The sequence below is a fragment of the Streptomyces sp. NPDC002680 genome (assembly GCF_042889145.1).
Classification (GTDB): domain Bacteria; phylum Actinomycetota; class Actinomycetes; order Streptomycetales; family Streptomycetaceae; genus Streptomyces; species Streptomyces adonidis.
The window spans coordinates 360,545-375,835 of sequence record NZ_JBIAQP010000005.1; the positions used below are offsets into that span (position 1 = coordinate 360,545).

The 15,291-nt window shown below is 70.7% G+C and carries 11 protein-coding genes; 10 read left to right on the top strand and 1 reads right to left on the bottom strand.

Translation table 11 applies throughout. The features are described 5' to 3' along the window. Positions 1 to 85: 85 nt before the first annotated feature. The 3 genes from ACFYXF_RS16370 (at position 86) to sucB (ending at position 5,209) form a co-directional block, all read left to right on the top strand. On the top strand, positions 86 to 1,615 hold the full coding sequence (locus ACFYXF_RS16370) for a leucyl aminopeptidase (RefSeq protein WP_389350228.1): 1,530 nt from the start codon (positions 86 to 88) through the stop codon (positions 1,613 to 1,615). A 332-nt stretch (positions 1,616 to 1,947) separates the two neighbouring features. After that, positions 1,948 to 3,336 carry a dihydrolipoyl dehydrogenase gene (lpdA, locus tag ACFYXF_RS16375; RefSeq protein ID WP_389350229.1) on the top strand — a complete coding sequence of 463 codons (1,389 nt, stop codon included), beginning with the start codon at positions 1,948 to 1,950 and terminating at the stop codon, positions 3,334 to 3,336. A 58-nt stretch (positions 3,337 to 3,394) separates the two neighbouring features. Further along, positions 3,395 to 5,209 (top strand): 2-oxoglutarate dehydrogenase, E2 component, dihydrolipoamide succinyltransferase, encoded by a 1,815-nt coding sequence (gene sucB, locus ACFYXF_RS16380; protein ID WP_389350230.1) that lies wholly within the window; start codon positions 3,395 to 3,397, stop codon positions 5,207 to 5,209. Between the two features lie 158 nt (positions 5,210 to 5,367). Here sucB and ACFYXF_RS16385 read toward each other — a convergent pair whose 3' ends face one another. Further along, a complete protein-coding gene (locus tag ACFYXF_RS16385; protein WP_389350231.1) occupies positions 5,368 to 6,039 on the bottom strand; it encodes a hypothetical protein in 672 nt (223 codons plus the stop codon). A gap of 451 nt (positions 6,040 to 6,490) precedes the next feature. Here ACFYXF_RS16385 and ACFYXF_RS16390 point away from each other — a divergent pair, with 451 nt between their 5' ends. The 7 genes from ACFYXF_RS16390 to aceE all read left to right on the top strand — a co-directional run bounded on the left by ACFYXF_RS16390 (position 6,491) and on the right by aceE (position 15,061). Further along, positions 6,491 to 6,877, top strand: a complete 387-nt coding sequence (locus tag ACFYXF_RS16390; protein ID WP_389350232.1) for a hypothetical protein — start codon at positions 6,491 to 6,493, stop codon at positions 6,875 to 6,877. Between the two features lie 62 nt (positions 6,878 to 6,939). After that, on the top strand, positions 6,940 to 7,920 hold the full coding sequence (locus tag ACFYXF_RS16395) for a hypothetical protein (RefSeq protein ID WP_389350233.1): 981 nt from the start codon (positions 6,940 to 6,942) through the stop codon (positions 7,918 to 7,920). Positions 7,921 to 7,923: 3 nt separating this feature from the next. Next, positions 7,924 to 9,333: a peptidoglycan-binding protein gene (locus ACFYXF_RS16400; protein ID WP_389350234.1), complete on the top strand. Its 1,410-nt coding sequence runs from the start codon at positions 7,924 to 7,926 to the stop codon at positions 9,331 to 9,333. Beyond that, on the top strand, positions 9,330 to 10,079 hold the full coding sequence (locus ACFYXF_RS16405; RefSeq protein ID WP_389350235.1) for an ABC transporter ATP-binding protein: 750 nt from the start codon (positions 9,330 to 9,332) through the stop codon (positions 10,077 to 10,079). Before ACFYXF_RS16400 ends, ACFYXF_RS16405 begins: the two co-directional genes overlap by 4 nt. 35 nt (positions 10,080 to 10,114) lie before the next feature. Further along, complete coding sequence (locus ACFYXF_RS16410; RefSeq protein WP_389350367.1) at positions 10,115 to 11,323, top strand: ABC transporter permease; 1,209 nt, start codon at positions 10,115 to 10,117, stop codon at positions 11,321 to 11,323. Between the two features lie 177 nt (positions 11,324 to 11,500). Beyond that, positions 11,501 to 12,124, top strand: a complete 624-nt coding sequence (locus ACFYXF_RS16415) for a GntR family transcriptional regulator (RefSeq protein WP_369036745.1) — start codon at positions 11,501 to 11,503, stop codon at positions 12,122 to 12,124. Positions 12,125 to 12,358: 234 nt separating this feature from the next. Further along, positions 12,359 to 15,061: a pyruvate dehydrogenase (acetyl-transferring), homodimeric type gene (gene aceE, locus ACFYXF_RS16420; RefSeq protein ID WP_389350236.1), complete on the top strand. Its 2,703-nt coding sequence runs from the start codon at positions 12,359 to 12,361 to the stop codon at positions 15,059 to 15,061. Positions 15,062 to 15,291 lie beyond the last annotated feature (230 nt).

The following is a 15,291-nucleotide window of genomic DNA, read 5'->3' on the forward strand; positions in this document are numbered from 1 at the left end:
CGGATTTAGGGTCGCTTGTCGGGCCCGGTCGACCCACTCCACTCGGCCACAGAAACTTTTCAGACGGAAGCGAGAATTCACCACCGTGACTGCTCTCACTCTCAGCACCGCCGCGGCGCCCGGCCTCCGGGCCGACGCGATCGTCGTCGGTGTCGCCAAGGGCACCAAAGGACCGGTTGTCGCACCGGGCGCCGAGGCCGTGGACCAGGCGTACGACGGCAAGCTCGCCGACGTCCTGGGAACCCTCGGCGCCTCCGGTGCCGAGGGCGAGGTGACCAAGCTGCCCGCTCCGGCCGGCTTCAAGGCGCCCATCGTCGTGGCCGTCGGCCTCGGCCCGCTGCCCGAGAAGGACGAGACCTTCGGCGCCGAGTCGCTGCGCCGGGCCGCCGGTGTGGCCGCCCGCACCCTCGCCGGCGCCAAGAAGGCCGCCTTCGCCCTGCCCATCGAGGACGCGGCCGACGCCGGTGCGATCGGCGAGGGCGCGCTGCTCGGTGCGTACTCCTTCGACGCGTACAAGGAGATCGGCAAGGCCGGCAAGGACGCGAAGAACGGCAAGGCGCCGCTCGCCGAGGTCGCCCTGCTCGGCGGCAAGCCGCGCGACGCCGCGTACAAGGCGGCCGTCGCCCGTGCCACCGCCGTGTCCGAGGAGCTGAACCGCGCCCGCGACCTGATCAACACCCCGCCGAACGACCTCAACCCGGAGGCCTTCGCCGCCGTCGCGCAGGCCGCGGCCGAGGAGCACGGCATCGGGGTGCAGGTGCTCGACGTGGCGGCGCTGGAGGAGGGCGGCTACGGCGGCATCCTCGGCGTCGGCATCGGTTCCGCCGCCGGGCCCCGGCTGGTGAAGCTGACGTACACGCACGAGGCCGCGAGCAAGCACCTCGCGTACGTCGGCAAGGGCATCACCTACGACTCGGGCGGCATCTCGCTCAAGCCCGCCGGGCACAACGAGACGATGAAGTGCGACATGAGCGGGGCGGCGGCGGTCTTCGCAGCCGTGGTCGCCGCCGCGCGGCTCGGCCTGGAGGTCAACGTCACCGGCTGGCTGGCGCTCGCCGAGAACATGCCGTCCGGCTCCGCCACCCGTCCCGGTGACGTGCTGCGCATGTACAGCGGCAAGACGGTCGAGGTCCTCAACACCGACGCCGAGGGCCGGCTCGTCCTCGCCGACGCCCTGTGGGCCGCCTCGGCGGAGAAGCCGGACGCGATCGTCGACGTGGCGACGCTCACCGGCGCGATGATGCTGGCGCTGGGGAACCGGACGTACGGGATCATGGCGAACGACGACGCGTTCCGCTCCGCGGTGCACGAGGCGGCGGAGGAGGTCGGGGAGGCGGCGTGGCCGATGCCGCTGCCGGATCACCTGAAGAAGGGGATGGAGTCTCCGACCGCCGACATCGCGAACATGGGTGAGCGGTACGGGGGTGGGCTGGTCGCGGGGTTGTTCCTGCGGGAGTTCGTGGGTGAGGGGATCACTTGGGCGCACCTCGACATCGCGGGGCCCGCGTTCAACGAGGGTGGGCCTTTCGGTTACACACCCAAGGGTGGGACCGGGACCGCGGTTCGTACGTTGGTGCGGCTGGCTGAGTTGACTGCTGTCGGCGACCTGGGCTGAGGGGCGTTTTTGTGACGGGACCTCGTGGGCGGGTAGTCCGAGGTCCCGTCGCGCCCAGTAGCTCGGTTCCTGGTGTTGTTCGGCGGGTGCGGGTCGTGTGTGGCTTGTCGCGCAGTTCCTCGCGCCCCTAGGGGGGTCACCTCGCCCCTTGATGAAAAGTGTGTGGGGTGTCCGTCACACCAGCCCGGCGTCTCTTCTGCGTCCGACAAGTGCGAAGATGGGGCTCGGCAGGATAGGGCCCCCACCACAGGGCCGAAGAAAGACGGCCGGACACCAGCCGCCGCCCGGTCACTGACGACCGGCGTACGGCGCACATGCATGGAGGACGTGACGTGGCGAACGACGCCAGCACCGTTTTCGACCTAGTGATCCTCGGCGGTGGCAGTGGCGGGTACGCCGCGGCGCTGCGCGGGGCCCAGCTGGGGCTTGACGTCGCCCTGATCGAGAAGGACAAGGTCGGCGGCACCTGCCTGCACCGGGGATGCATCCCCACCAAGGCCCTGCTCCACGCGGGCGAGATCGCCGACCAGGCCCGCGAGAGCGAGCAGTTCGGTGTGAAGGCCACCTTCGAGGGCATCGACATCGCCGGGGTCCACAAGTACAAGGACGGCGTGATCGCCGGTCTGTACAAGGGACTCCAGGGGCTCGTCGCCTCCCGCAAGGTCACCTACATCGAGGGTGAGGGGCGGCTCTCCTCCCCCACCTCCGTCGATGTCAACGGGCAGCGGATCCAGGGCCGCCACGTCCTGCTGGCGACCGGCTCCGTGCCGAAGTCGCTGCCGGGCCTGGAGATCGACGGCAACCGGATCATCTCCTCGGACCACGCCCTCGTCCTGGACCGGGTGCCGAAGTCCGCGATCGTCCTCGGTGGCGGTGTCATCGGCGTCGAGTTCGCCTCCGCCTGGAAGTCCTTCGGCACCGACATCACGATCATCGAGGGGCTGAAGCACCTCGCTCCCCTCGAGGACGAGAACTCCTCCAAGCTTCTTGAGCGCGCGTTCCGCAAGCGCGGCATCAAGTTCAACCTGGGCACGTTCTTCTCCAAGGCCGAGTACACCGCCGACGGCGTCAAGGTGACCCTCGCCGACGGCAAGGAGTTCGAGGCCGAGCTGCTGCTGGTGGCCGTGGGCCGCGGGCCCGTCTCCGCCGGCCTCGGCTATGAGGAGCAGGGCGTCGCGATGGACCGCGGCTATGTCCTGGTCGACGAGTACATGCGGACGAACGTCCCGACGATCTCCGCCGTCGGTGACCTGGTCCCGACGCTCCAGCTCGCGCACGTCGGCTTCGCCGAGGGCATCCTGGTGGCGGAGCGTCTGGCCGGTCTGAAGGCCGTCCCGATCGACTACGACGGTGTCCCCCGGGTGACGTACTGCCACCCCGAGGTCGCCTCCGTGGGCATCACCGAGGCCAAGGCCAAGGAGATCTACGGTGCGGACAAGGTCGTCGCTCTGAAGTACAACCTCGCGGGCAACGGCAAGAGCAAGATCCTGAACACCTCGGGCGAGATCAAGCTCGTCCAGGTCAAGGACGGTGCCGTGGTCGGCGTCCACATGGTCGGCGACCGCATGGGCGAGCAGGTCGGCGAAGCCCAGCTGATCTACAACTGGGAGGCGCTGCCGGCCGAGGTCGCGCAGCTCATCCACGCCCACCCGACGCAGAGCGAGGCGCTCGGCGAGGCCCACCTGGCCCTGGCCGGCAAGCCGCTGCACTCCCACGACTGACCCTCGGTCGACGGACGACGACACAGACTTCCGCAATTCGTAAGGAGCAACCGAAACCATGGCGGTTTCCGTAACCCTTCCGGCGCTCGGTGAGAGCGTCACCGAGGGCACTGTCACCCGCTGGCTGAAGGCCGAGGGCGAGCGCGTCGAGGCCGACGAGCCGCTGCTGGAGGTGTCGACCGACAAGGTCGACACCGAGATCCCCTCGCCCGTCTCCGGTGTCCTGGCGTCCATCAAGGTCGCCGAGGACGAGACGGTCGAGGTCGGCGCCGAGCTGGCCCTGATCGACGACGGCAGCGGCGCCCCCGCTGCCGCCCCGGCCCCGGCTGCCGAGCCCGTAGCGGCTCCGGCGGCTGCCCCGGCCCCCGCCCCCGTGGCCGAGGCGCCCGCCGCCCCGGCTCCTGCCCCCGCCGCGGCTCCGGCCGCCGCCGCTCCCGCGGGTGGTGCCTCCGGCACCGACGTCACCCTCCCCGCGCTCGGCGAGAGCGTCACCGAGGGCACCGTCACCCGCTGGCTGAAGTCGGTCGGCGACAGCGTCGAGGCCGACGAGCCGCTCCTTGAGGTGTCCACCGACAAGGTCGACACCGAGATCCCGGCGCCCACTTCCGGTGTGCTCCTGGAGATCGTGGTCGGCGAGGACGAGACCGCCGAGGTCGGCGCCAAGCTGGCCGTGATCGGCGCCCCGGGTGCCGCTCCGGCGGCTGCCCCGGCACCGGCCGCCCCGGCACCGGCGCCCGTCGCCGCCGCCCCGGCGCCCGCTCCGGCCGCGCCCGTCGCGCCCCCGGCCCCCGTGGCTCCGCCCGCCCCGGCTCCGGTCCAGGCCGCGGCTCCGGTCGCTCCCCCGGCGCCCGCGCCGGTCGCGCCCGCCCCCCCGTCGGCGGAGCCGACTAAGGCAGCACAGCCCCCGGCTCCGGCTCCCGCCGCCGCGCAGGCCACCGACGAGGGTGCGTACGTGACCCCGCTGGTGCGCAAGCTCGCCGCCGAGAACGGCGTCGACCTGGGCACCGTCAAGGGCACCGGCGTCGGCGGCCGTATCCGCAAGCAGGACGTCCTCGCCGCCGCCGAGGCCGCGAAGGCCGCGGCTGCCGCTCCGGCGCCCGCTGCCGCCGCCGCCCCGGCCGCCAAGAAGGCTCCGGCCCTGGAGGCCTCTCCCCTCCGCGGCCAGACCATCAAGATGCCTCGCATCCGCAAGGTCATCGGCGACAACATGGTGAAGGCCCTGCACGAGCAGGCCCAGCTGTCCTCGGTCGTCGAGGTCGACGTCACGCGGCTGATGCGCCTGCGCAACAAGGCCAAGGACTCCTTCGCGGCCCGCGAGGGCGTCAAGCTCTCCCCGATGCCGTTCTTCGTCAAGGCGGCGGCCCAGGCGCTGAAGGCGCACGCGCCCGTCAACGCCCGGATCAACGTGGACGAGGGCACGATCACCTACTTCGACACCGAGAACATCGGTATCGCGGTGGACTCCGAGAAGGGCCTGATGACCCCGGTCATCAAGCACGCGGGCGACCTCAACATCGCCGGCATCGCCAAGGCCACGGCCGAGCTGGCGGGCAAGGTCCGGGCCAACAAGATCACCCCGGACGAGCTGTCCGGCGCGACCTTCACCATCTCCAACACCGGCTCGCGCGGCGCGCTCTTCGACACGATCATCGTGCCGCCGAACCAGGTCGCGATCCTGGGCATCGGCGCGACGGTCAAGCGTCCGGCGGTCATCGAGACGGAGGAGGGCACGGTCATCGGCGTACGCGACATGACGTACCTGACCCTGTCCTACGACCACCGCCTGGTCGACGGCGCCGACGCGGCCCGTTACCTGACGGCCGTCAAGGCGATCCTGGAGGCAGGCGAGTTCGAGGTCGAGCTGGGCCTCTGACCAGCCTCGTTGCAGTACGTACGGTGCCCCGCCGGAGTCCTCCGGCGGGGCACCGTCGTATCAGCAAGGGGCCGGAACGCGCCCCTTAGGGGCGCGGGGAACTGCGCGACCAGCCCCCACCGGCCCGCAGCGGGCGAACCACCTGTCCAGCAGAGCACTCAGTGGGGCTTCAGCTTGTTGTCCGTCCAGCCCACCAGCGTCTCCACCCACACGTTCGGGATCGCCAGCTTGGCGGCCTTCGGGAGGTGCCGGGTCCGATAGGCCTTCAGGACGTCGTACGTGGCGTCCAGGCAGTCCCTGGAGGTCAGCTCGCCGGTCTTCGGGTCGACGCCGACCAGAAACCCGCGCCCCTCGACGACGGGGATCATCTCCCGGGCCGCCGGAACATCGCTCCGTGACGAGTTCGTACAGCGATAGCGGCTGTACGGGTGGTCGGACTTCCCGGGATAGTGCGCGTCCCGGGACATCTCGCTCAGCATCCTCTTGTACGAGCCCTCCGCGTGCCAGGCCCCGATGTCACCGCCCGGCGGGGTGTACAGCTTGCCCGACGGGTTCTCGACCGCTCCGTACACCCAGCGGTCGGTGCCCGTGATCCGGAAGCCCCAGCCGACGTGCCCGAACTTCTGCGCACCGTCGGGCTTCACGAAGACGCACGCCCCGCCGGAGCGCCGGGGCCCGGCGGCGGCCGACATGCCCTGGAGCCCCTCCGCGGTACCGGTCACCGCGGCCGGTTTCTCCTCACCACTCGTGACGGAGCCCGACCGGCACCCCGTCCCGCCCACGACCACCCCGGCCACCACCACCGCGACCCACAGCCCGAAACCGTTCATCCCATCCCCCGATGGTCCGAGGGACGCACCGTTCGCGACCCTCCGCAGACGGCGACACCGTTTCGGGCTACCGGGTTTCGCCGGTAACACGGCGGTGACGACTCCGGACCGAGTCCGGTACAGGATCACGCCACCGCACTTTCCGGCCAACTGGCGCTTTTCAATCGATCCAATTCCAAAAACGCACAGCAAACGAAAAGCGAAAGGATTGGTTCCCCTCAGAGTCCACAAAAGAAGCAGGACCCCTCGCGTTTCTTTGGAATTCACCTTGCTCACGGCTCGAAGCAACCCATACGATCAACGCGGCGCCAAGGTGGTGGTTCCTCAAGGGGATGAGGTTCCGCCATCGACTGGGGGGGTGCTCCGACGAGGCCAAGGCGGTGCTTATCCCTGCCCCTCCGTTTCCCTTCATGCACCACTGGATCGCACGAAAAGGAACGGAACCCAAGAAATGTCTCTCAGCAGAAGCAAGAGATTCGCCCTCGCCCTGGCGGGCGCGGCGGCTCTCACCCTCGGCAGCGCGGGAATCTCGGCGGCCAGCTCCGACGGCGGCACCATCTACAACACCACGGGCGGCGCTGCCGTCTGGTTCAAGGCGTACGGGGACCACGTCTGGGTCGCGGACATCGAGGCCGACGGCCACTCCGCGGTCGGCCTGTCGTACGTCCCGTACGACGGGGTCGACACCGAGAACTGGGTGACGGGCGGCAACGGCACCACGGTCGACTTCAACTACGACTTCACCGAGAACGCATACGTCTACTACAGGGCGTGCGTCGGGGAGTCGGGCACGGGAGACTACTTCTCCTGCAGCAGCTGGTACACCGCCGTCGCCTGACCCGACCGCCAAGACTCTCGCGGGGCGGGCGGCCGGCCGCCCGCCCCGTGCTGGAAGGCAACATGAAAACACTGCGTATCCTGGTAACTGCCTTTCTGGCCACGGGACTTGCCACCGGCTGCTCGGCGGACGACAAGAGCGCCGAGACACCCGTGAAGGTCGGCCCTGTTTCCACACCGACGGCGGCGACCACGACGAAGATGCCCCTCGCGGCCTATCTGCCGACCGAGGACGAGCTGAAGACCCTGGCCAGGGCCCAGACCTCACTCCTGCGCGACTGCATGGCCGAGTACGGTTTCACCGACTCCGAGCTCGAAGCGCCGTCGGACTGGCTGCTGTTCAAGGACATCGGCGAGGGAACCGACCTTCCGGTCACCCTCGAACAGGCACAGCAGTACGGCTACCACCCGGCGGGCACCGACACCGGCGGCGACAGCGACGACCAGGAGAGCGACTCGGGTTCCGACCCGAAGTCCGGTCTGCCCGCGCTGGCGACCGGGGAGAAGGAGACCGAGCTGCTGGTGGCCAACGGCCAGGCGGTCGCGGGCGCCTCCGCCTCCCCCGCCGCCGGACAGCGGGTGAACGGCAAGGAGGTCCCCGCAGGAGGCTGTGCCGGCCGCGCCCAGCAGACGATCGCCAAGGACGCCCCCGCGCTGAAGAAATTCGGCTCGGACAACGCGGACCCACTGAACGCCATTCTGGAAATACGGGCGGAATCCCACAGCAGCGCCATGCAGACCACTCTCTTCGAGAACATGGAGAAATCGTGGTCCGCATGCATGAAGAAATCCGGCTTCTCTTACGGAAGCCTGAAATCCGCCGCCGAGGACGGGGAATGGTCGACCAATCAGGTGGCCAGTGAACGCGAGATATCCGTGGCCACCGCCGATGTGAAATGCCGGATGTCCGCCAATTACCTGGGCGTGACCGAGGCCGTGTTCCTCGCCTACGAGAAACAGGCCGTGGAGGACAACGCCGAGCTGCTCCAGGCCGTGCGGGACTACTACGACGCGATGCTGCGCAACGCGGCCAAGGTCGTGTGACCGATGGCCGAAGGACTTGTACGGCGGCGCCGCGTCCTGGCCATGGTGGCCGGGGGCGCGGCGCTGTTCGCGGGCGGCGGTGTGGCCGCCTCCCTGTACGTGAAGTCGCCCGCCCAGGCGGTCGCCGACACCAAGGCGCCCGAGCCCGACGTCCTCACCGCCGAGGTCGAGCGCCGGGTGCTCGCCGACACCGTCGTCCTGCGCGGCACCGTGCGCGCGGGCCGGACGGTCACGGTGACCCCGTCCGCCACCACCTCCGGCGAGAGCGGTGCCGGCGGCTCGGTCATCGCGTCCAAGCTGCCGTACGCCGCCGGTGACGACGTGAAGGCGGGCAAGGTGGTCGCCGAGGTGTCCGGGCGCCCGGTGATCACCCTTAGGGGCAGGGTCGCCGCGTACCGGGATCTCAAGCCCGGCTCGAAGGGCGACGACGTGACCCAGCTCCAGCGGGCGCTGGCCGACCTCGGGTACAGCAGCGGAAGTGACACCACGGGCGTCTTCGGCACCGGCACCCAGGACGCCGTCGAGCGGCTCTACGCCGACCTCGGCTACGACCCGAGGCCGGCCTCGACCGGCGGCGACGAGGCGGCGGCCCAGGCGGTGGAGAGCGCGGAGGACTCCGTACGCAACGCCGAACGGATGCTGGAGGACGCCGAGGCCGTGGAGCAGCCCGACACCACCCAGGTGAAACGGGCCCGGGAGGATCTGGCGGACGCCCGGGAGGACCTCGCGGCGGCCCGGCTCCAGGCCGGCGCGATGCTGCCCGCCGCCGAAGTCGTCTTCCTGCCCTCGTTCCCGGCCCGCCTGGACGCGGTCGGCGCGGCCGTCGGCGAGCCCGTCTCCGGCACCCTGCTCACCCTGTCCTCGGGCGATCTGGTGGTCCAGGGCGGCGCGGCGGCCGACGAGAAGACGCTGCTGCGCAAGGGACAGAAGGCCCAGATCCTGTCCGAGCTGACCGGCAAGGAGTTCGCGGGCAAGGTGTCCACGGTCGCGACGACACCGACGACGAGCAGCGGCCAGGGTTCCGGGAGCGGCTCCGGGAGCAGTTCCGGAAGCTCGGGCGGATCGGGAGGCTCCGGGGCCGACACCGCCACGTACGCCGTGGTCGTCGTACCGGACACGGCCCTGCCCAGATCGCTGACCGGCCAGAACGTCCGGATCACCGTCACGTCGGCGGCCACCGGCGGCAAGGTGCTCGTGGTGCCGGTCGCCGCAGTCACCTCCGGCACCGACGGCCGGACCACCGTGACGGTCCTGCGCGGTGCGCGCAAGGAGCGCGTGGAGGTCCGTACGGGCGCCACCGGGGACGGATACGTGCAGGTCACGCCGGTGAACGGGACTACGGTCGGCGCGAGCACGGGGACCGGTACCAGTCTCGACGCGGGCGACCCGGTCGTCGTGGGCACGTCGTCATGACGGAGCCCGTGCCCGCACCGGAGGTCGCCACCGCTCCCCCGCCGCCGGTCATCGAGTTCCACGGGGTCGGACTGACGTATCCCGGGCCGCCGCCCGTGCCCGCGCTGCTCCCCTGCGACCTGACCGTCCTCACCGGCGACTACGTGACCGTCGTAGGGCCGTCCGGGTCGGGGAAGTCGACGTTCCTGAACATCGCCGGGCTGCTGGACCGGCCCACCTCCGGGCGCTATCTCCTCGACGGGGTCGACACCGGGGCGGTCCGGGACGCCGGGCGGACGGCCCTGCGCGGCCGGCGGATCGGGTTCGTGTTCCAGTCCTTCCATCTGCTGCCGCACCGCAGCGCCCTGGAGAACGTCACGCTCGCCCTCCTCTACAACGGCACCCCGCGCAGGCAGCGGCTCGTGCTGGCCCGCGAGGCCCTGGAACGGGTGGGCCTGGGCCACCGGCTCGACGCCGTGTCGTCCCGGCTGTCCGGCGGTGAACGCCAGCGGGTGGCCATCGCGCGTGCCGTGGTGGCCCGCCCCTCCCTCCTGCTGTGCGACGAGCCGACCGGCAACCTGGACACGGCCACCGCCGAGTCCGTACTGAGCCTCCTCGACCAGTTGCACGACGAGGGCATGACCCTGCTGGTCATCACCCACGATCGCGAGGTCGCCGCCCGGGGCCGGCGCACGGTCACGATCCGCGACGGAGTCCTGCGCGAGCAGGAACACCAGGAGTATCAGGAGAGCGGGGTACGGACGTGATCCGCTTCCGGCGCGCACCCCGCCTCACCACCCGGATGAGCCTGCGGGACCTGGTCTCCGAGGCGCTGGGCGGGCTGCTCCAGCGGCCCGGACGGTCGGCGCTGACCAGCCTGGGAACCGTTCTCGGCGTGGGCACCTTCGTCGCCGTACTGGGGCTGACGGCGACCACCTCGGCGCAGATCGACAGTACGTTCAACGCGCTCACGGCGACCGAGGTGACCGTCGAGGACACCGGTGGGGGCGACGCCGGCGACGTGCCGCTGTCCTTCCCCGACGACGCGCAGCAGCGGGTCGAGAAGCTGCACGGCGTCGAGCACGCGGGCGTGTACTGGCAGGTCGGGCTGGAGGGGCGGGAGGACGACACCGTACGGGCCACCCTGACCGGGGACGCCGGTGACGGGGAGCGCGGGGCGAGTGTCGTCGCGGCGGACCCGGGGCTGCTCGGGGCCGTGGAGCCGACGCTGCGCGAGGGGCGGCTGTTCGGCACCTGGCACAGCGAGCACCGCCAGCCGGTCGCCGTGCTGGGCGCGGGCCTGGCCTCGCGGCTGGGCATCACCTCGCTGGAGAACGCCCCCGCCGTCCACATCGGCGGCCGGGCCTTCACGGTGGTCGGCATCCTGGACGACGTGGAGCGCCAGACGAGCCTGCTGCTGTCGGTGATCGTGCCGCGCACCACCGCCGAGGACATCTGGGGCCCGCCGGACGACAGCAGCCGGGCGAAGATGCTGGTGTCGACGGACGTCGGCGCGGCCCGGCAGATCGCCGACGAGCTGCCCGTCGCGCTCGACCCCGCGCACCAGGACCGGTTCGGCGCGGTACCGCCGCCCGACCCGAAGGCGCTGCGCTCCTCGGTCTCCAACGACCTCGGACAGCTGTTCCTGCTGCTGGCCTGTGTCTGTCTGGTGATCGGCGCGGTGGGCATCGCGAACACGACGCTGGTCGCGGTCCTGGAACGCACCCCGGAGATCGGGCTGCGCCGGGCGCTGGGGGCGCGCGGCATCCATGTGACCGGCCAGTTCCTCACCGAGTCGGCGGTACTGGGGCTGCTCGGCGGCCTGGTCGGGGCGAGCGTCGGGACCCTGGTCGTGGTCGGGGTCGCCGTGGCCCAGGACTGGACGGCGGTGGTGGAACCCCTGACGGTGGCGACGGCCCCGGCCGCCGGAATGCTCACGGGGCTGCTGGCGGGGGTGTATCCGGCGTGGCGGGCCGCGCGGATCCAGCCGGTGGAGGCGTTGCGCCGCTGAGGTCGGCTACACGTTCGTACGCCTTCGTACGTGTTGTGGCGTGCGCCCTGTCCGGTCTGTAACGCTCGTCTCACGGACGCCCGCACTCGCGCCCGGAAACCCTCTGGACAGGGACGCGGCCGTATTGTCTATAGGTCAACGCCCCTGGGGCCGAAGCCCCTCCCTCAAGGAGCCCTCATGACCGCGCCCGTCGTCCACTCGCTGCGCGAGCAGATCCGCGAGCACATCGTGGAGGGGATCGTCAGCGGGCGCTGGAAGCCGGGCGAGCGGATCGTCGAGCGCCGGATCGCGACCGAGCTGGAGGTCAGCCAGACCCCCGTACGGGAGGCGCTGCGCGAGCTGGAGTCGCTGCGGCTGATCGAGTCGGCCCCCAACAAGGGCGTCCGGGTACGGAATCTGACCGCAGCCGACCTGGAGGAGAGCTACCCCGTCCGGGCCGGCCTGGAGGCCATCGCGGCCGAGCTGGCGGCGGCGAAGCTGGCGGACGACTGCTCGGCCCTCGAACCGCATGTCGCCGCCCTGTACGAGGCCGACCGCGCGGCGGACGGAACCGGCCAGGTCAGGCACACGGTGGCGTTCCACCGCGAGATGGTGCGCGCGGCCGGGAACTCGGTGCTGCTGCACACCTGGGAGGGGCTGGGCATCGAGGTGTTCACCGCCCTGTCGATCCGCTGGCTGGGGACGGTCCAGCAGTCGTACGCGGAGGAGCACGAGGAACTGGTCGCCGCGTTCCGCCGCCGGGATCCACGGATCGCGGAACTGGTGAAGGCGCATGTGCTGGGGTGCGCGCCGCGTCCTTGACGCAAGCGAGCCCATAGGCGCTCACCTGCGAAAATCCCGGGAAAGCGCGGCACCCCGTGCCCACCCGCAAGGCACCCCGTGCCTACTTTCTCGTGATCAAGAGGTTTTGCCCTTCAACCCTTTGATCGATCATCGATCAGCGAGTTATTGTCGCCGACGGACCCCTACAAGGGTCCACCGCCCTGTCCTGCCAAAGACCAAGGGCACCCCCCTTCGACCGAGGAAGGCGGCGACATGACCGACCCCAAGGCCATCCAGCCGAGCGAGCTCGACCAGCTCCCCGACCGCGACCCCGAGGAGACCGCCGAATGGCAGGCCTCGCTGGACGCGGTCACCAAGGCGGCCGGGCCGCACCGTGCCGCGTATCTGATGCGCCGCACACTGGAGCGCGCCGAGGGCAACGGCATCGCGCTGCCCAAGCTCCTGGAGACGGACTACGTCAACACCATCCCGACCGCCGCCGAGCCCGTGGTGGACGGCGACGAGGCGATGGAGCACCGGATCGCCGGCTGGAACCGCTGGAACGCGGCGGCCATGGTGACCCGGGGCAGCAAACACGGCGTCGGCGGCCACATCGCCACGTTCGCGTCGGCCGCCTGGCTGTACGAGACGGGCTTCAACCACTTCTTCCGGGGCAAGGAGGGGGACGGTTCCGGTGACCAGCTGTACATCCAGGGCCATGCCTCCCCCGGTATCTACGCTCGCGCCTTCCTCGACGGCCGGCTGACCGAGGACCACCTCGACAACTTCCGCCGCGAGTCGGGCGGCAACGGCCTCCCGTCGTACCCGCACCCGCGCCGGCTGCCCTGGCTGTGGGAGTTCCCGACGGTGTCGATGGGCCTCGGCCCGCTGTCGGCGATCTACCAGGCACGCTTCAACCGCTACCTCACCAGTCGCAGCATCAAGGACGTCTCGGCGTCCCATGTGTGGGCGTTCCTCGGCGACGGCGAGATGGACGAGCCGGAGTCGACGGCGGCACTGGCGCTGGCCTCCCGCGAGGGCCTGGACAACCTCACCTTCGTCATCAACTGCAACCTCCAGCGCCTCGACGGCCCGGTCCGCGCGAACTTCAAGATCGTGCAGGAGCTGGAGGCCCAGTTCCGCGGTGCGGGCTGGAACGTCATCAAGACGCTGTGGGGCACGGCGTGGGACGAGCTGTTCCGGCTCGACACCACGGGCGCGCTCGTCCGCCGCCTCCGCGAGGTACCGGACGCCCAGGTGCAGACGTACCAGACGCGTGACGCCGCCTACATCCGCGCCGACTTCTTCGGCAAGGACCCGGCGCTCGCCGAGATGGCGAAGCTGCTGAGCGACGACAGGATCCTGGAGTGCTTCCACCTGTCGCGCGGTGGCCATGAGTCGCGCAAGGTGTACGCGGCCTACAAGGCGGCGCTCGCCCACAAGGGCGCGCCGACGGTGATCCTGGCCCAGACGGTCAAGGGCTTCACGCTGGGCGAGGGCTTCGCGTCGAAGAACGCCAACCACCAGATGAAGAAGCTGACGACGGACGAGTTCAAGCAGATGCGTGATCTGCTCGAACTCCCCATCAAGGACAGTGACTTCGTCGACGGGGTGGTCCCCTACGGCCACCCGGGCGCCGACTCCCCCGAGGTCCGCTACCTCCAGGAGCGCCGCGCGGCCCTGGGCGGCCCGGCTCCGGCCCGCCGCACGCACGCGCTGGCCCCGCTCCCGGCCCCCGCCGAAAAGGCGTTCACGTCGTTCGACAAGGGCTCCGGCTCGCAGAACGTGGCGACGACGATGGCCTTCGTACGCCTGGTCAAGGACCTGGTCCGCGACAAGGAGACGGGCCGCCGCTGGGTACCGATCGTGCCGGACGAGGCACGTACCTTCGGCATGGAGAGCCTCTTCCCCTCCCTCGGGATCTACTCCCCCAAGGGCCAGACGTACGAGCCGGTCGACCGTGACCAGCTGATGTACTACAAGGAGGCCAAGGACGGTCAGATCCTCAACGAGGGGATCACCGAGGCCGGTTCCATGGCGGACTTCATCGCCGCGTCGACGTCGTACTCGACGCACGGCGAGCCGATGATCCCCTTCTACATCTTCTATTCGATGTTCGGCTGGCAGCGCACGGCCGACCAGATGTGGCAGCTCGGCGACCAGCTCGGCCGCGGCTTCCTGGTGGGCGCGACGGCCGGCCGTACGACGCTGACCGGCGAGGGCCTGCAGCACGCGGACGGCCACTCCCCCGTCATCGCCGCGACGAACCCGGCGGCGCTGTCGTACGACCCGGCGTTCGCGTACGAGGTCGCGGTGATCGTGAAGGACGGCCTGCGCCGGATGTACGGCGAGGCGGCGCCGGGCGAGGACCCGAACGTCTTCTACTACCTGACGGTGTACAACGAGCCGATCCCGCAGCCCGCGAAGCCGGCGGCGCCGGGGCTCGACGAGGGCATCGTCAAGGGCCTGTACCGCTTCAACACGGCGGAGTCGGCGGGGTTGTCCCCGGCGGCCAACGCGCCGCGCATCCAGCTGCTCGGGTCCGGTACGGCGATCCACTGGGCCCTGAAGGCGCAGCGGCTGCTCGCCGAGGAGTGGGGTGTGGCGGCGGACGTGTGGTCGGCGACGTCCTGGACCGAGCTGCGGCGGGATGCGCTGGAGGCGGATGCGGCGCTACTGCGGGGCGAGGAGCGCGTCCCGTACGTCCGTCACGTGCTCCAGGGTGCCGAGGGCCCGGTGCTGGCGGTGTCGGACTACATGCGCCAGGTGCCCGACCAGATCGCGCAGTGGGTCGAGCAGGACTACTCGTCGCTGGGCGCGGACGGATTCGGCCTGTCGGACACGCGGGACGCTGCGCGGCGGTACTTCGGGGTGGACGCGGAGTCGATCGTGGTGGCGGGGTTGGCGCAGTTGGCTCGGCGGGGTGAGGTGAAGGCGACGGCGGTGAAGGAGGCACGGGAGCGGTACGGGCTGTAGGGCTCGCTGTTTTTCGCCCCCGCCGCCCCTACCCGTTCCCATCCCTCGGGGGCTGCCGCCCCCGAACCCCCGCTGTCGGCCCTGAACGGGCCTTGTCCTCAAACGCCGGACGGGCTAAAAGATCAAGCACCGGCCGGGGCTGGTTTTCAGCCCGTCCGGCGTTTGAGGACGAGCGCGTTCAGCGCGATGCGGGGGTTCGGGGGCAGCGCCCCCGAGGATGGGAACGGGTA